The following is a 16,546-nucleotide window of genomic DNA, read 5'->3' on the forward strand; positions in this document are numbered from 1 at the left end:
CCGCGTGCTGGGCTTTACTTGGTGCTGGCGTTCATTGCCTCGAACTGCTGCGTGAGGTAGCTCATCGTGCTGTTCATGCTGCTGATCAGCACGTCGAGCTGGTTGAACTGCTTGCGGTAGCGGTCCACCGTGGCGTCGACGCGCGCCTGCATGGCGTCGTACTGCTCGTCGAGTTCCTTGATCGTCGTGGTGATGCCGTCGGTGGCTGCCTTCAGAGTGCCGCCGCTCTTGGTCAGGTCGGTTACCAGCGCATCGAGTTGCTTGCCGTAGCCTGCAGTGCTTCCGGTGGCGCTGGCGAAGAGCTTCGACACGCCTTCCAGGTTGGTGCTGAGCGCCTTGTCGAGCTTGGTCGAGTCCACCGACAGGGTTCCATCCTTCTGGAACCCGACGCCGATCTCGGTGAGCACCTTCATGTCGTCGGGGCCACCTGCCTGCGGCGTCGTGAGCGCCTGGCGGATGCGGGTCTGGAGGTTGCGCAGGGTCGTGTCGCCCATCAGCGCGGCACCCGTCTGGGTGTCGGCGTCGTACGCGGTCAGGCTGGACGCGGTGCTCTGGAGGCTGTTGTAGGCCTTGACGAAATCGTTGATCGCGGTCGACACCGAGGTGGTGTTGGCCTTCATCGACAGGCCGGTGTTCCCGGTGCCCACCAGCGTCAGCGTCGTGCCCTGGATGGCTTCCTTCACCGTGTTGCTGCCGCTGGTGATCGCAATGCCGTTGACGTTGAGCTTGGCGTTCTGCGCCGCGGCGGTCTGCTGCAGGTTCTGCGTGCCTGCCGGGTCATTGCCGAGCAGGTTCTGCAGCGCCGCATCGCCGTCGACCGTGATGCGCATGCTGGATGCCTCGCCGGTCTGCGTGGACACAAGCACCAGCCGGTTCGGTGCGCCGCTGCCGTCGTTGACGATGCTGGCCGTGACCCCGGCGTCCGCTGCGTTGATCGCATCGCGGATGCCGGCCAGCGTGTTGTTGGTGCCGTCGATGGTGATCGGCTTGGCCGTGCGCGTCGTGTCCTGGGTGAATCCGGCGCCGCTGTACTGGCCGGTCGTCGTGTTGAGCGTGCCGCCGGTGATGGTGCCGAAGTCGATCGTGATCGTGCCGCTGCCGATCGCGGTCGTGGTGCTCACCTGCCCCGCCGTGATCGCCGACTGCGCCTGCGCCAGTTGGGAGACGTTGATGGTGTAGTTGCCGGCCGAACTCGGATCGGTGGACGAGGCGGACAGGATGCCGCTCACGGTCGGCGTGCCCGTGACGGTCTTGAAGAGCGCCGGGTCCGAGAGCTTCTGGGCGGCGGACTGCAGCACACCGAGCGCGCTTTGCAGCGTGCCGTAGGCCGACAGCTTGCTGGTGTAGCTCTTCGCCTTGGCCTCCAGGGCCACCAGGGGCTGGCTCTCGGCGGTCTGCAGCTGCGTGAGCAGCGAACTCAGATCGAGGTTGGAGCCGACGCCCAGGCTGCTGATCGTTGCCATCTTGTTGTTTCCTAAATTGCGTTCTAAGAGTGGGCTCGGTGATTCAGGCCTGCTGGCTCACCAGGATCCCGGGCGCCTTGCCCATGACTTTCGCGATGCGAATCACTTCCTCGCTCGGAATCTGGCGGATCACCTCGCCGTTCGTCAGGTCGACGACCTTCACGATGACCTTGTCGGTCTCCTTGTCGATCTCGAACTGCAGGCTGATCGAGCGGCTGGCCAGCGAGTCGTTGACCTCCTTCACCGCGTTCTCGACCTGCGTCGGGGTCGCTTCCTCGACCGGCTCCGACACCGCATCCGCGGCAGCCGACGCCGGGCCCGCGGCGCGGCCGACGAGCAGCTGCGTCCATGGGCTTTCCTTCGCGGGAATGGCTGGGACCGGGTTCGACATGATTTCCACCTTGGTTGCGGGATTCGCTGTGCTCTGGAGCCTCGCCATGGGACATGGCTGCAGGGCACAGCGCAGGCCGGGGGGCCTGGCGCCGCCAGGGCCTTCCCTTGCGGGAGGGACCTGGCATTCCTTTCGTTATCTGCTAGTTGATCAACGCAGGAGGGACAGCACGCCTTGCGTGGTCTGGTTGGCCTGCGACAGCACCGAGGTACCGGCTTGCTGCAGGATCTGGGCGCGCGTCATGTTCGACACTTCCACCGCGTAGTCCGCGTCTTCGATGCGCGAGCGCGACGACGACAGGTTGGTGATGGTGGTGCCGAGGTTGGCGATCACCGAGTCGAAACGGTTCTGCACCGCACCGAGGCTGCCGCGCAGGACGTCGACCTTGGAGAGGGCGGCATCGATGGCTGCAAGCGGGTCAACGGTCTTGTCACCCTTGCTGGTGGTTTCCGTCGTGAGCTTGCCGGCGCTGTTGACATAAGCCGTTGCGCCGATCGTGGCGTCGTACTTCGTGCCAGCGGTTGCTGCCGTGTCGTTGCTCTTGACGGTCGCTTCACCGGTGTCAGGGTCCACGGTGTAGGTCGTGTCGTAGGAAGCGATCGTCGTGAAAGCGCCGTCGCCGTCAACGTAGGTCGCGCTTGCGGACTTGCCGCCGGTGGCGAAGGCGATGCTCGCTTGCATCAGGCCCGACTTCAGCGTGATCGTCGAAGCGCCGGCGGTGGTGTCGGCCTTGTTGACGAAGTCGTTCAGCAGCGCGTCCTTGGCAACGGTGTTCTTGAAGGAAAGCGTGCCGCTGGTGCCGGCGACACCTGCACCCGTGTATTCCTTGCCGTCCACCTTCAGCTTGGGCGAGCCGGCGGCCGGCTTCGATGCGACGAATGCCAGCACGTCGTCAATCGTCGCCTGCGTAGCGGAACCGGAATCGTTGGTGCTCAGTTCGCCGGTCGTCGCCATGTAGGCGGCCTGACCACCGATCGACACCTTGCCAGTTGCATCGATTTCGATGTTCGCAACGTCGCCCGTGCCGAACTCGTACGTCGCAGCCTTGGTGCCGCTGGTCGGCTTCATGCTCTTGGTCAGGTCCGTGTACGCGGCGTTGCCGGTCAGGGCCGTCTTGATCGCAGCGACAGTTGCGCCCGCGCCAGTGATGCTCTTGTCCGTGAACGAGAACGACTTGTTGGCGGCGTCATAGGTGTAGTCGACTGCAGGGTTCGTGCCGTCGTCGAGATGGACGACGTCGCCGCTGCTCAGCTTGTCAAACACTTGGGCCGAAGTGGCCTTGGCGTGGGTCGTCGTGACCTTCCAGTCGTTGGCGTTTGGTGCTGCCTGCTGCACACCGCCGGCTGCAGCAAGGTTCGTCACCGTGGCCTTGCTGTTGGCGGAAACTCCCTTGCCGTTGATGTTGAAGCCATCCAGACCCAGGGTCTTGGCGGTGATTTCCTTCAGGTCGATGTCGATGGTTTCGCCATCGTTGGCACCGACTTGAACCGTCAGCTTGCCGGCATCGGACGAGAGAACCTTCACGCCGTTGAACTGGGTCTGCTCGGACACGCGGTTGATTTCGTCGAGGCGTTGCTTGATTTCACCCTGGATCGAGTCGAGGTCGGTCGACGAGTTCGTACCCGTGGCAGCTTGCACCGACAGTTCACGGATGCGCTGCAGGTTGTTGTTCACTTCGGTCAACGCGCCTTCGGTCGTTTGAGCGATCGAGATGCCGTCGTTGGCGTTGCGCGATGCTTGCGTCAGGCCCTTGATGTTGGCCGTGAAGCGGTTCGCGATGGCCTGACCGGCGGCGTCGTCCTTGGCGCTGTTGATGCGCATGCCGGAAGACAGACGCTCGATCGCGGTGTTCAGCGACGATTGCGACTTGTTGAGGTTGTTCTGCGTAAGCAGCGAGAGACTGTTGGTGTTGATGACTTGCGCCATGCTCGACTCCTGTTTGACAAAGGTTGTGGACTTCCGGCCTCTGGCCGTAACGCTGGACCCGGACTCTCCGTGAGACTCAAGCCATCGTTGGACTAGTTATCGGCAACCCTTGTCAAACATTTAGGGCGGAACCTGAAAAACCCCGGTCTTGCCCTGGAACACCGCGGAACCGGCTTCGCCGGGCCGCCGGTGTTGCCCCCGGCAGGGGGTGGGCGAAGCGACACGAAGTGCGCGCAGCCTGGGGGCGAGCTCCAGGCTACGCCGGCAGGTTCATGACTTCTTGATATGCAGACACCAGCCGGTTGCGGACCTGCAACCCGGTCTGGAACGCCACGTTGGCCTTCTGCAGATCGACCATCACGTCATTGAGCGCGATGCCGGGCTTGCCGAGTTCGAAGTCCTCCGCCTGCGCATAGGACTTGGTCTGTGCAGTGCTGATGTTGTCCAGCGAGCGCTTGAGTTCGGCCGCGAAGCCGCCTGTCTCGGCGGGGGCGGCTTGCGTGGGCGCAAAACCGGTCTGGAGCGCGGTGACCCGCATCTGCTGCAGGACGGACTCGATGGCGGCAATCGACATGAGGGACTCTCTTCTTCGTGTGAACTTAAGGGTTGCTATAGAAGCGCGCAGGCGCTCCGTCGTCCTTTCAGCGTACCAAGGGAAGACCCCGATGCAAGCCGTCAACAGACGGCAAAACCCCCCGCTGTTCGGCCCATCGAATTCGTAACGGCTGTTGACAATCAACCGCGAAACGACAAGCCCGCTGACGACTTCAACGGCCTCCGGCATGACCCCTGAACAACGAATCCACTCCCTCCACATGACAACGGGCCGCACCCGCGCACCGGCCATGCCGAGGGCTCGCGCATGAGTTCTGCTGCGCCAGCGAACGTCGCACCTGCGGCGCCTTCGCTCCCCCCACTCCTCGACAGGCTGCGTGCGCAGCCGAAGCTGCCGCTGATCATCGGCGCGGCCACGCTCGTGGCGGCCGCCGCGGCCTTCACGCTGTGGAACCGCGGCCCTGACTACAAGGTGCTCTACACCAACGTGTCGGACCGCGACGGCGGCGCGATCATCGCGTCGCTCCAGCAGATGAACGTGCCCTACAAGTTCGCCGATGGCGGCGGCGCGATCCTGATCGCTGGCGACAAGGTGCCTGAAGTGCGCCTCAAGCTGGCGGCACAGGGCCTGCCCAAGGCCGGCGGCGTGGGCTTCGAGCTGATGGACAACCAGAAGTTCGGCACCAGCCAGTTCGCCGAGCAGGTCAATTACCAGCGCGCGCTCGAAGGCGAGCTGGCGCGCTCGATCGAATCCATCGGCACGGTGGAATCGGCACGGGTGCACCTCGCCCTGCCGAAGCCGTCGCTGTTCGTGCGCGAACAGAAGAAGCCTTCCGCCTCGGTGGTCCTGACGCTGGCGCGCGGACGCAGCATCGACGAAGGCCAAGTTAGCGCGATCGTCCACATGATCTCCAGCAGCGTGCCGGAGCTCGACCCCAAGAGCGTGACGGTGGTCGACCAGCGCGGCAACCTGCTCTCGGCCGCCAACAGCGGCGCGCGCGGGCTGGACGTGAGCCAGCTCAAATATGTGCAGGAGATCGAGCAGGGCTACATCCGCCGCATCGAGACCATCCTGCAGCCCATCGTGGGCGCGAACAACGTCCGCGCCCAGGTGGCGGCGGACATCGATTTCTCGGTGATCGAGCACACCGACGAGAAATACCGCCCCAACGAGGACCCCGGCCAGGCCGCGATCCGCAGCCGCCAGACGAGCGAATCGAACCAGCACGGCGGCGTGCCGCCGGGCGGCGTGCCGGGCGCGCTGACGAACCAGCCGCCGGTCAACCCGACAGCGCCGATCACCGGACCCAAGGCCCCCGCCGCGCCTGCGCCGGGCACTCCGGCCGCGGCCAACGCCAACACGAACGGCACCACCACCAGCACCCCGACCCCGAGCGGCCCGAGCAGCTCGCGCAAGGACGCCACGGTCAACTACGAACTCGACCGCTCGATCCGCCACGTGCAGCAAGGCGCGGGCGCGGTGAAGCGGCTGTCGGTCGCCGTGGTCGTGAACTACAAGGACGCAGCCGACGGCGCCGGCAAGACCACCACCCGTGCACTGACGCCGGTGGAGATCGACCAGATCCGGAACCTCGCCAAGGAAGCCATGGGCTTCAGCCAGGACCGGGGCGACTCGCTCAACGTCGTCAACAGCGCCTTCGCCGATGGCCGCGAAGCCCCGGCTGCCGAAGTCCCGTTCTGGCGCGACCGCGAGAACCTGGAGATCGGCAAGACGATCGGCCAGTACCTGCTGCTCGCCTTCCTCGCGCTCTTCGCCTGGTTCGCCGTGCTGCGGCCCCTGCTGCGCAAGCACCTGGCACCGCCGCCCGCGCCCGTCGTGGAAAGCCCGCCAGCGGAAGCCACCGGCGAACCCGCGGCGGACGAGGAACCCCGGATTTCGCCGGAGGAAGCCCTGCGCCAGCGCGAAGCCCTCCGCCAGAAGGCCGACATGGAATACGCCCATCACGTCGCGGACCAGGATCCCAAGCTGGTCGCCATGCTGATTCAACACTGGATGAACGCCAATGATCAGTGAACTCGGAACCCGCAAGAGCGCCATCCTGCTGATGGCACTGGGCGAGGACCGTGCAGCCGCCGCGCTGCACCTCCTGCCGACCGCCGAAGTGCAGACGCTCGGCCTCGCGATGGCGAAGCTGTCCTCGGTCTCCAAGGATGAACTCGCCTCGGTGCTCGCCGAGTTCCGACAGGAAACCGAGCAGTTCTCCGCGCTGCACCTGGGCTCCAGCTCCTACATCCGTGCAGTGCTGAAGAAGGCCCTCGGCGACGACCGCGCCAGCAGTCTGCTCGAGGACATCCTGCAGGCCGACGAGCCGCACAGCGGCATCGAGCGCCTCAACCAGCTCGAGGCCGGCGAAGTGGCGGAACTCATCCGCGACGAGCATCCGCAGATCCTCGCGACGGTGCTCATTCACCTGGACCGCCTGAAGGCATCCGAGGTCCTCGAAAAGCTGCCGACGCGCCTGCGCCACGACGTGATCATGCGCGTGGCCACTTTCGGCGGCGTGCAGCCCTCGGCGCTGAACGAGCTGACCGACGTGCTCACCGAGATGCTCTCGGGCCAGGGCCTGAAGCGCAGCCGCCTCGGCGGCGTGAGGACGGCGGCAGAAATCGTCAACCTGATGAGCAGCACCCAGGAGGAAGAAGCGATTGCCCATGTGCGGGCGGTCGACGAGGCCCTGGCACAGCGCATCGTCGACGAGATGTTCGTGTTCGAGAACCTGCTCAGCCTGGAAGACCGGAGCATCCAGCGCCTGCTCAAGGACATCGAGTCCGACTCGCTCATCATCGCCCTCAAGGGCGCGCCGCAGGAGTTGCGCGACAAGTTCCTCAACAACATGTCGCAACGTGCCGCCGAGACGCTGCGCGAGGACATGGAACTCAGCGGTCCGGTGCGCGTGTCGCAGGTCGAGACCGAACAGAAGGCCATCCTGCAGGTCGCCCGTCGCCTGGCCGAGGCCGGCGAGATCGTGATTGCAGCGCCGGGCACCGATGACTTTGTCTAAGTACCCCTCCCCGTCCGGTTCGCTCTCGCGCCTGGCCTCGGCCTACGCGCCTGCCGCGGTGCCGGCCGCTCCCGCAAGGCCGGCCAAGCCGGTGCTCTCCGCCTGGCAGCGCTGGGAGATGGACACGCTGAACGAGCCCAAGGCGCCCGCACCGCGCAAGCATGTTGCCATTGCCGAGGCGCCTCCGTCTCCGGCGTTGGTGCACGCCGCCGAACTCGCGCGCCTGCGTCGCGAAGCGCGCACCGCCGGCGAGGCGGAAGGCCGTGCCGAGGGCCGAACCAAGGGCCATGCCGAAGGCGTAGCGGAAGGCCGCGCCGAAGGGCTGGCGGCCGGCCTGGCCGCCGCCAGCGCGCACGCCGAACAGCTCAAGGCGCTGTCCGCCAGCCTGCCCGCCGCGCTGCGGCGCGCTGAAACCGAACTGGCCGACGTCATCCTCACGCTCGCGCTCGACGTGGCGCGACAGGTCGTCCACCGCACCCTGCGCGCCGAGCCCGAATGGGTCCTGCCGGTGGTGCAGGACCTGCTGCACACCGAGCCCGCGCTGCAGGGCGAACCGCGCCTGCTGCTGCATCCGGACGATGTCGCGCTGGTCCGTAACAGCCTCGGCAACGAATTGCAGACGGCCGGCTGGCAGGTGCGCGCCGACGACACGATCACCCGTGGCGGCTGCCGCGTGCAATCCGCCAACGGCGAAATGGATGCCAGCCTGGAGACACGCTGGAAAAGCGTGACCGCGGCCCTGCACCGCGACGCCGACACCCAGGGGGCCTGAACCGATGCCAGTCGACACGCCGGCCGCCGCCGCCCCCAATCCCCACCTTCAATCCTGGCTCGGCACGCTGGCGCAGGCGCGCAGCGACGTCAGCCGCTGCGTCACGACCATGCAGTCGGGCCGCCTGACGCGCGCCGTCGGCCTCGTGCTCGAAGCCGTCGGCCTGCAGATGCCGGTCGGGAGCGATTGCCTGATCGAGTTGCCTGCGGGCCATCCGCAGCGCTACGCCGAAGCCGAAGTGGTCGGCTTCGCCGGCGATCGACTTTTCCTGATGCCGCAAAGCGAAGTCGCGGGCCTGCTGCCCGGCGCACGCGTGATTCCGCGGCCGGGCACGACGGGTTCCGGCCTGACCGGTGACGGCCACACCAAGCGGCTCCCGGTCGGCGAAGGCATGCTCGGGCGCGTGGTCGACGCCGCCGGGCGGCCGCTTGACGGGCTCGGCCCGCTCGACATCAGCCGCAAGGTGCCGCTGTCGTCGCCGCCCGTGAATCCGCTGTCGCGCGCGCCGATCGATTCGGTGCTCGACGTGGGGGTTCGCGCCATCAACGCGATGCTCACGGTCGGGCGCGGCCAGCGCATGGGCCTGTTCGCAGGCTCCGGCGTTGGCAAGAGCGTGCTGCTCGGGATGATGGCGCGCTACACCAGCGCCGAGGTCATCGTGGTCGGCCTGATCGGCGAGCGCGGTCGCGAGGTGAAGGACTTCATCGAGAACACGCTGGGCGAAGAGGGCCTGGCCCGATCGGTCGTCGTCGCCGCACCGGCCGACAACTCGCCGCTGCTGCGCCTGCAGGGCGCGGCCTACGCGACCTGCCTGGCCGAATACTTCCGCGACCGGGGCAAGGACGTCCTGCTCATCATGGATTCGCTCACCCGCTACGCCATGGCCCAGCGCGAGATCGCGCTGGCCGTGGGCGAGCCGCCGGCCACCAAGGGCTATCCGCCTTCGGTGTTCGCGAAGCTGCCTGCCCTCGTGGAGCGGGCCGGCAACGGCGCTCGCGATGCCGAGGGCCGGGGCGGCTCCATCACCGCCTTCTACACGGTGCTCTCCGAGGGCGACGACCAGCAGGACCCGATCGCCGACTCGGCGCGCGCCATCCTGGATGGCCACGTCGTGCTGTCGCGCACGCTGGCCGAGGCGGGGCACTACCCGGCGATCGACATCGAGGCGTCCATCAGCCGCGCGATGACCGCGCTGATCACGCCCGCGCAGTTCGACACCGTGCGCCGCTTCAAGCAGATGCTGTCGCGCTACCAGCGCAACCGCGACCTGATCAGCGTCGGCGCCTATGCGCCCGGCCACGACCTGCAGCTGGACCAGGCGATCGCGATGTATCCGCGGATCGAGGCCTTCCTGCAGCAGTCGATGGAAGAGCGCACCGACTACGCCGCATCGATCTCCCGCATGAGCAAGCTCTTCGAACCTCACTGACCACCATGGCCCGGAAACTACCCCTCGACACGCTCACCGATCTCGCCCGTACGCAGACCGACGATGCCGCGCGGCGGCTGGGCGCGCTGCAAAGCGCCCAGCTCAGTTCGAGCCAGAAGCTGGACCTGCTGCTGCAGTACCGCCAGGACTACTACGACCAGTTGCACGCGCTGATGAACACCGGCCTGCCGACCGCCAAGTGGCGCAACTATCAGGCCTTCCTCGGCACGCTCGACGGCGCCATCGAGCAGCAGCGCGCCATCGTCGCCCAGGCGGCCTCCCGGCTGGACCATGGCCGCGCCGACTGGCAGCACCACAAGCGCCGCCTCAATTCCTTCGACACGCTCGCCGAACGCGTGCGTCGCCAGGAGATGCTGGCGCAGGCCAAGCGCGAGCAGCGCGACAGCGATGAACGATCGGCCCGGAAGTTCTTCGACCGCGCCGCCAACCCGCCCCTTTGAAGCACTGGATCCGCCCATGTCTACCCTGATCACGACTTCCGTCAACGCTTCCGGCACCTCGGTGTCGTCCGCCGGCTCGCGCGGCCGCGGCGCCGAGCAGCCCGACGGCCGCAGTTTCGGTGCAGCACTCGACCGCTCGCGTGCCGCCAACAGCGCTGCGCAAGAAGCCGCTGCGGACGTCGACACGCCGGCTTCCGTGGCCGGACGCAAGTTGCCGCGTGCCGGCGAGAAGAAGAGCGAACTGACCGCGGCCGACGTGATGGCGTTGCTGGCGCCGCTGCCGGCGCACCTCGCACCGGTTGCCGTGGATGCCAAGGCCGCCGGCGCCCTCGCCTCGCGGGCCGCGAAGCCGGTGGGCTCCGCAGTGGACGGCGTGGCGCCGGGCACCACGCCTGCATTGACTGACGACGCCGCGGCCCTCGCGACGGCCTCGACCGAAGCCGGCACGGAGCCAGCGACCGAAGCCGCCGATGCCGTGCAAGTGGATGCCAAGGATTCGAAGGGCGCAGCCAAGCTGGAGTCGGCCGCCGACCTGGCCTTCAAGGACGCGCTCGCGAAATCCGCGCCGGCAGAGGCCGAGGCGGACACTGCAGCGACCACTGCGCCGACTGCACGCCCTGCGGTCGGCCTGTCCACACCGCCCGCAGCGCCTGCAGACCCGGCCATCGTGGCGACGGGATCCGCCGACAAGGCCAAGGTTGCGGCAGCGGCGGACAAGGCCCAGCCGACGCCGCCACTGCCCGCGGGCGACAGCATCAAGGTGGCCGCAGCCGCGGAGGCGACAGGCAACTCGCTCGACACGGCCTCCGAATCCGCCCCTCAACCCTTGCCGCAGCTTCAATCCCTCGCGGCACCCACGGTCGAACGCGCCAACGCACCATCGGGCAGCACGCCCGTGCTGTCCGTCGCCCCGCCTGTGGGCAGCGACGAATGGGCACCGGCGATCGGCCAGCAGATGATCCGCATGAGCGCCAGCGGCCATCAGGTGGCCGAGCTGAACCTGAATCCGGCCGGCCTCGGCCCGCTCAAGGTGACGCTGACGATGGGCGACAGCCAGGCGCAGGCCATGTTCGTGTCGGCCCACGAGAGCGTGCGCAAGGCCGTCGAGGCGGCATTGCCGCAGCTGCGCACCACCCTTGCCGAACAGGGCATCAGCCTGGGCCAGACCTCGGTCGGCGCCGAGACGCGCCAGCCCTTCGGACAGGATGCCGCCTTTGCACAGCAGAACCCCTCGCGCTCGCCGAACCAGCCCGAGTACCCCGGCACCGGCCGCACCGCATCCGCCGCAGCAGCCACGAGCCCCTCATCCTCATCGACGCCCGCGCACAACGCACGGGCAGGCCTCGATACCTTTGCCTGAGCCAAGGCGAGCCGCCCACGCACCGCTCGCGGGCAAGCGGGCAATGGCCGATCTGAAGCGCTTTTCCCCCCTTGATCGGCCCTTCGCCTGCAGGGCAGTTCGCAAAGAATAGACCGAACAAGAAATCCAGCTACACCATGGCTTCCTCCCCTCCCGTCGCCTCCGGCGCCAACGCTCCCGCCCCTCGCTCGTCGAAGCTGCTCATCGCCCTCCTGGTCGGCGTCAGTCTCATCGCCGCAGCCGCTGTGGGCTACGTCTTCGTCATCGGCCCCAAGGCCGCGCACACCGCGGAGGCCGCCAAGCCGGTGGTGCCGGAGAAGCCGATCTTCGTCACACTGGAGCCGCTGACCGTCAACCTCCAGGGCGAAGGCCGCGGCAAGTTCCTGCACATCGGCATGTCGCTGAAGGTGCGCGACGAGGCGGCCAAGGCGCAGATCGTCGAATTCATGCCCGAGCTGCGCAGCCGGGCGCTGCTGATGCTGTCGAACCGCCTGCCCGAGTCGCTCGTGTCCACCGAGGACAAGAGCAAGCTGGCCGAGGAGATCCGGGCCGAGCTGAACCGTCCCCTGGCCGACAACCTGCCTTCGCAGGGGATCGCCAGCGTCTCCTTCAACACCTTCGTGGTGCAGTGACCGCAAGCAGGCAGGCAACCCATGGCCTATGAACAGGTCCTCTCGCAGGACGAGGTCGATGCGCTGCTGAACGGCGTGACGGGCGGCAGTGTCGACCAGACCGCCAAGCCCGCACCGCCGGCCGACGGCCTCCCCGCCTACGACCTCGGTGCGCCCGACCGCGTGGTGCGCAGCCGCATGCACACGCTGGAGGTCATCAACGACCGCTTCGCGCGCGGCCTGCGCGGCGCGCTGCTGAACTTCATGCGCCGCAGCCCCGACATCACGGTCGGGTCGGTGCAGATCCAGCAGTACGGCGAGTTCGTCCGGCACCTGCCCGTGCCGGCGAACATCAACATGCTGCACATGAAGCCGCTGCGCGGCACCGCCCTCTTCGTGTTCGACCCGAAGCTGGTGTTCCTGGTGGTGGACAACCTCTTCGGCAGCGACGGCCGCTACCACGTGCGCGTCGAAGGCCGTGACTTCACGCGCACCGAGCAACGCATCATCAAGCGCCTGCTGGACATTTCGCTCCAGTGCTACGGCGATGCGTGGCAGCCGGTGTACCCGCTGGACTTCGACTACGTGCGCGCCGAGATGCACGGCAAGCTGGCCAACATCGTCGCGCCCAACGAGGTGGTGATCAACACCACCCTGCAGATCGAATTCGGCCCCATCGGCGGATTCCTGCACGTGTGCATTCCGTACTCGATGATCGAGCCGATCCGCGACCTGCTGTCCAACCCGATCCAGGACGAGGTCGAGGTCGACAAGCGCTGGGTCAAGCAGATGTCCAGGCAGATGCAGGCGGCCGACGTCGAACTCACTGCCGATTTCGTCACGATGTCATCGACCATCGGCGAGATCCTCCAGCTCCAGGTCGGCGACGTGCTGCCCATCGAACTGCCGACCAGCGTCACCGCCAAGGTCGACGGCGTGCCGGTGATGGAGTGCGGCTTCGGCACATCGAACGACCGCTACGCCCTGCGCGTGCAACACATGATCACTCACCAAGACAGCGACTCGAAGAACGACCATGACTGACAACACCTCTTCCGCCAGCGACGCGGACGACTGGGCCAGCGCCCTGGCCGAGCAGACCGCAGCCTCCCCTGCGCCTGCGCCCGAGCCCGCACCTGCGCCGGCGACCGCGCAGGTTTTCCAGCAGATCCAGGAGACGGCCTCCAGCGCCGTCAACGTATCGCCCGTCGACATCGCGCGGGTGATGGACGTGCCGGTGCAACTCACGGCCGAAATCGGCCGCACGCGCATCACCATCAAGAACCTGCTGCAACTGTCGCAAGGTTCGGTGGTGGAGCTCGACGGGCTGGCCGGCCAGCCGCTGGACGTGCTGATCAACGGCTACCTCATCGCACAGGGCGAAGTGGTGGTGGTCAACGACAAGTACGGCATTCGCCTGACCGACATCATCACGCCCTCCGAGCGGATGCAGAAACTCGCGAAGTAGATGAAGTACCCCCAGCCTCGCCCACTTCGTGTGGCTCGGACACCCCCTTTCAGGGGGCAATCCCGGCGGACCGGCGGAGCCGGATCCGCGGGATTCCTGGGCTTTGGTGCGCGCCTGCTCGCGGCGGCGATGGCGCTTGCGTCGCTGCCGGCGCTTGCGGCGCTGCCCACCGTGCCATCGCAAAGCGCCACCGAGGCTGCACCAGCGGTCGGTGCCGGCGGGCTGCTGCAGGCCGGCCTCGGCATGGCGGTGGTGCTCGGACTGATCTTTCTCTGCGCCTGGCTCGCGCGCCGCTTCGGCCTGCAGCGCTTCGGCGGCGGCCACGTGGTGAAAGTAGTGTCCAGCTCCAGCGTCGGCCAGCGCGAGCGCGTCGTCGTGGTCGAAGTCGGCGCCACCTGGCTCGTGCTCGGCGTCACCCCCAGCCAGATCAACACCTTGCACACGCTGCCGGCGCAGGCCGTGCCGGGCAGCGCCCCTGCCGCCCCGGCTGCGGCGGTGTTCAAGCCCCTCGACCTGTTCGCGCAGAAGCTGCGCGAATCCCTGACCGGCAAGCCACGCCCGGCCCCATGATGCGCAGCGTTCTTCGTCGAAGCCTTCAGGGCGGCGTGATGCTGCTCGCGGCCGCGCTGCCGATGGCCGCATGGACCCAGGGCCTGCCCGGCCTGATCAGCACCCCCGGCCCCGGCGGCAGCCAGACCTGGTCGCTCAGCGTGCAGACGCTGGTGCTGCTGACCTCGATGTCCTTCCTGCCGGCGCTGCTGCTGTGCATGACGAGCTTCACCCGCATCCTGATCGTGCTGGGCCTGCTGCGCACCGCCATCGGCACGCAGTCCTCGCCGCCCAACCAGATCCTGGTGGGCCTGTCGCTCTTCCTGACCTTCTTCGTGATGTCGCCGGTGTTCGACAAGGTCTACAACGAGGCCTACAAGCCCTTCTCCGAGAACAAGATCGGCACCGACAAGGCACTGGAGCGCGGCATCGAGCCCTTCAAGACCTTCATGCTGCGGCAGACCCGCGAGAACGACCTGGCGCTCTTCGCCAAGCTCGCCAAGGTGCCCGACATGCAGGGGCCGGAGGACGTGCCGCTGCGCATCCTGCTGCCCTCCTTCGTGATCAGCGAACTCAAGACGGCCTTCCAGATCGGCTTCACCATCTTCATTCCGTTCCTGATCATCGACCTGGTGGTAGCGAGCGTGCTGATGTCGATGGGGATGATGATGGTGCCGCCCGCCGGCATCGCGCTGCCCTTCAAGCTGATGCTGTTCGTGCTGGCCGATGGCTGGCAGTTGCTGATCGGCGCCCTCGCGCAAAGCTTCTATCAATGAACCACCCCCAGGCTCCGCGCACTGTATGACCCCCGAAACCATCATGTCGATGGGCAACCAGGCGATCCAGGTGTCGCTGGTGCTCGCGGCCCCCCTGCTGCTGGTGGCGCTGGTCGTCGGCCTGATCATCAGCATCTTTCAGGCCGCGACGCAGATCAACGAAGCGACGCTGTCGTTCATCCCCAAGCTGCTGGCCGTGTTCGTCACGCTCGTGATCGCCGGCCCCTGGATGCTCGGGCAGATGCTGGACTACATCCGCGCCCTCTTCATGAGCATCCCCCAGCTCGTGGGCTGACCCCTCCGCGCCGATGCCTCAGGTCTTCTCCGTCACCTCGGGGCAGCTCACCGCCTGGACGGTGATGTTCCTGTGGCCTTTCGTCCGCATGCTGGCGCTGGTGAGCACCGCGCCGGTCTTCAGCGAATCGTGGGTGCCGCGACGCATCAAGGTCGCGATCGCGGCGATGCTCGCGCTGGTTCTCGCACCCACGCTGGGGACGATGCCCGCGGTGCCGGTGGTCTCGGCCGGCGGGGTGTGGATCATCGTGCAGCAGGTGCTCATCGGCGCGGCCATGGGATTCACCATGCGCATGGTGTTCACCGCCGTTCTGGCGGCCGGCGAATACATCGGCCTGCAGATGGGCCTGTCGTTCGCGTCCTTCTTCGACCCCATGAACGGCGGCGCCACGATGGTGGTCGCGCGGCTGCTGAACATGCTGGCGATGCTGATCTTCGTGGCCGTCGACGGCCACCTGATGCTGATTGCGACGCTGGCGGAGAGCTTCCATACCCTGCCCATCGCCGATGCGCCGCTGTCCGGTCAGGGCTGGATGTTCCTCGTGGCGGGCGCGTCGCAGATCTTTGCGAGCGGGCTGATGCTGTCGCTGCCGCTGGTGACCGCGCTGCTCACGCTCAACCTCGCGATGGGCATCCTGAACCGCGCCTCCCCGCAGTTCAGCATCTTCGCGGTGGGCTTTCCGCTGACGCTGCTGGCGGGCATCTGGATGATGCAACTGCTGATGCCGCACCTGGGCGCGTTCCTCGAACCGCGCTTTGCAGCAGGGTTCGAGTCCATGATCCAGTTCACCCAGGCATTGCGGCGCTGAAAGAGCGCTCGCACAGAAGGCGGATTGCGGCGATCATCGGCGCCCGAAAGGGCATGACAAACGATGGCGAACAAGATCCTGGTTTTCTATGGCTCGTACCGCGCGGACCGCATGGGCGTGCGTCTCGCCGACTACGTGGTCGCCGGCCTCCGGGCGCGGGGCGCCGATGCGGAGCTGATCGACGCAAAGGATGTCGACCTCCCCATGCTCGATCGCATGTACAAGGAATACCCCCGGGGCACGGCGCCGGCGGCCATGGAAGCACTGGCCGGCAAGATCCGCGGCGCGGATGCCTTCGTCTTCGTGACGGGCGAATACAACTGGGGACCACAACCCGGCCTCAAGAACCTGACGGACCACTTCCTGGAGGAATGGTTCTGGCGTCCGGCCGCCGTCGCCAGCTATTCGGCGGGCCGCTTCTCGGGCGTGCGCTCGGGCACCATCTGGCACTCGATCCTCTCCGAGATGGGGATGGTGGTCGTGTCGAGCACGCTCGCGGTCGGCCCGATCTCGCAAACGCTGGACGCCAGCGGCAAGCCCACCGGAAGCGCCGGCGAAGCGCTCGACCGCTCCTTCGGCCGCTTCGCCGACGATCTGGACTGGTGGACCGAGGCGGCGCGGGAGCAACGGGCGCGCAAGGCGCCGCCCTACTGATCCGG

18 protein-coding genes are annotated in these 16,546 nt (G+C 67.1%); 14 read left to right on the forward strand and 4 right to left on the reverse strand.

The window, feature by feature from the left end:
- Positions 1–14 precede the first annotated feature (14 nt).
- The 4 genes from fliD to fliE form a co-directional block, all read right to left on the reverse strand.
- A complete protein-coding gene (gene fliD / locus QTH90_RS09335; RefSeq protein ID WP_286664175.1) occupies positions 15–1,463 on the reverse strand; it encodes a flagellar filament capping protein FliD in 1,449 nt (482 codons plus the stop codon).
- A 43-nt stretch (positions 1,464–1,506) separates the two neighbouring features.
- Positions 1,507–1,854, reverse strand: coding sequence for a flagellar protein FlaG (locus QTH90_RS09340; protein ID WP_286664176.1), 348 nt, complete (start codon positions 1,852–1,854; stop codon positions 1,507–1,509).
- 150 nt (positions 1,855–2,004) lie between these two features.
- Entirely contained in the window at positions 2,005–3,780 is a 1,776-nt protein-coding gene (locus tag QTH90_RS09345; RefSeq protein ID WP_286664177.1) for a FliC/FljB family flagellin, read from the reverse strand.
- Between the two features lie 256 nt (positions 3,781–4,036).
- On the reverse strand, positions 4,037–4,354 hold the full coding sequence (gene fliE, locus QTH90_RS09350; protein ID WP_286567012.1) for a flagellar hook-basal body complex protein FliE: 318 nt from the start codon (positions 4,352–4,354) through the stop codon (positions 4,037–4,039).
- A gap of 288 nt (positions 4,355–4,642) precedes the next feature.
- On the opposite strand from fliE, the gene fliF reads away from it, so the two are divergent.
- The 14 genes from fliF to QTH90_RS09420 all read left to right on the forward strand — a co-directional run bounded on the left by fliF (position 4,643) and on the right by QTH90_RS09420 (position 16,541).
- Complete coding sequence (gene fliF, locus QTH90_RS09355; protein WP_286664178.1) at positions 4,643–6,370, forward strand: flagellar basal-body MS-ring/collar protein FliF; 1,728 nt, start codon at positions 4,643–4,645, stop codon at positions 6,368–6,370.
- Positions 6,360–7,358, forward strand: coding sequence for a flagellar motor switch protein FliG (gene fliG, locus QTH90_RS09360; RefSeq protein WP_286664179.1), 999 nt, complete (start codon positions 6,360–6,362; stop codon positions 7,356–7,358). The genes fliF and fliG overlap by 11 nt, the downstream gene beginning before the upstream one ends.
- The gene (gene fliH, locus QTH90_RS09365; protein WP_286664180.1) at positions 7,345–8,130 is read left to right on the forward strand and encodes a flagellar assembly protein FliH; all 786 of its coding nucleotides are present in this window, start codon (positions 7,345–7,347) and stop codon (positions 8,128–8,130) included. The genes fliG and fliH overlap by 14 nt, the downstream gene beginning before the upstream one ends.
- Positions 8,131–8,134: 4 nt before the next feature.
- Positions 8,135–9,559, forward strand: a complete 1,425-nt coding sequence (fliI, locus tag QTH90_RS09370; protein ID WP_286664181.1) for a flagellar protein export ATPase FliI — start codon at positions 8,135–8,137, stop codon at positions 9,557–9,559.
- Positions 9,560–9,564: 5 nt separating this feature from the next.
- Positions 9,565–10,020, forward strand: coding sequence for a flagellar export protein FliJ (gene fliJ / locus QTH90_RS09375; protein WP_286664182.1), 456 nt, complete (start codon positions 9,565–9,567; stop codon positions 10,018–10,020).
- Between the two features lie 16 nt (positions 10,021–10,036).
- The gene (locus QTH90_RS09380; protein ID WP_286664183.1) at positions 10,037–11,380 is read left to right on the forward strand and encodes a flagellar hook-length control protein FliK; all 1,344 of its coding nucleotides are present in this window, start codon (positions 10,037–10,039) and stop codon (positions 11,378–11,380) included.
- Positions 11,381–11,517: 137 nt separating this feature from the next.
- The gene (locus QTH90_RS09385; RefSeq protein ID WP_286664184.1) at positions 11,518–12,012 is read left to right on the forward strand and encodes a flagellar basal body-associated FliL family protein; all 495 of its coding nucleotides are present in this window, start codon (positions 11,518–11,520) and stop codon (positions 12,010–12,012) included.
- 21 nt (positions 12,013–12,033) lie between these two features.
- A complete protein-coding gene (fliM, locus tag QTH90_RS09390; protein ID WP_286664185.1) occupies positions 12,034–13,035 on the forward strand; it encodes a flagellar motor switch protein FliM in 1,002 nt (333 codons plus the stop codon).
- A complete protein-coding gene (gene fliN / locus QTH90_RS09395) occupies positions 13,028–13,459 on the forward strand; it encodes a flagellar motor switch protein FliN (protein ID WP_286664186.1) in 432 nt (143 codons plus the stop codon). Before fliM ends, fliN begins: the two co-directional genes overlap by 8 nt.
- 129 nt (positions 13,460–13,588) lie before the next feature.
- Entirely contained in the window at positions 13,589–14,029 is a 441-nt protein-coding gene (gene fliO / locus QTH90_RS09400) for a flagellar biosynthetic protein FliO (protein ID WP_286664187.1), read from the forward strand.
- The gene (gene fliP / locus QTH90_RS09405; RefSeq protein ID WP_444814700.1) at positions 14,026–14,784 is read left to right on the forward strand and encodes a flagellar type III secretion system pore protein FliP; all 759 of its coding nucleotides are present in this window, start codon (positions 14,026–14,028) and stop codon (positions 14,782–14,784) included. The genes fliO and fliP overlap by 4 nt, the downstream gene beginning before the upstream one ends.
- 25 nt (positions 14,785–14,809) lie before the next feature.
- On the forward strand, positions 14,810–15,079 hold the full coding sequence (gene fliQ / locus QTH90_RS09410; protein WP_286664188.1) for a flagellar biosynthesis protein FliQ: 270 nt from the start codon (positions 14,810–14,812) through the stop codon (positions 15,077–15,079).
- Positions 15,080–15,092: 13 nt separating this feature from the next.
- The gene (fliR, locus tag QTH90_RS09415) at positions 15,093–15,887 is read left to right on the forward strand and encodes a flagellar biosynthetic protein FliR (RefSeq protein ID WP_286664189.1); all 795 of its coding nucleotides are present in this window, start codon (positions 15,093–15,095) and stop codon (positions 15,885–15,887) included.
- Between the two features lie 63 nt (positions 15,888–15,950).
- Positions 15,951–16,541: an NADPH-dependent FMN reductase gene (locus tag QTH90_RS09420; RefSeq protein WP_286664190.1), complete on the forward strand. Its 591-nt coding sequence runs from the start codon at positions 15,951–15,953 to the stop codon at positions 16,539–16,541.
- Positions 16,542–16,546: the final 5 nt, after the last annotated feature.

This window comes from Variovorax flavidus, assembly GCF_030317145.1.
Taxonomy (GTDB): domain Bacteria; phylum Pseudomonadota; class Gammaproteobacteria; order Burkholderiales; family Burkholderiaceae_C; genus Variovorax; species Variovorax flavidus.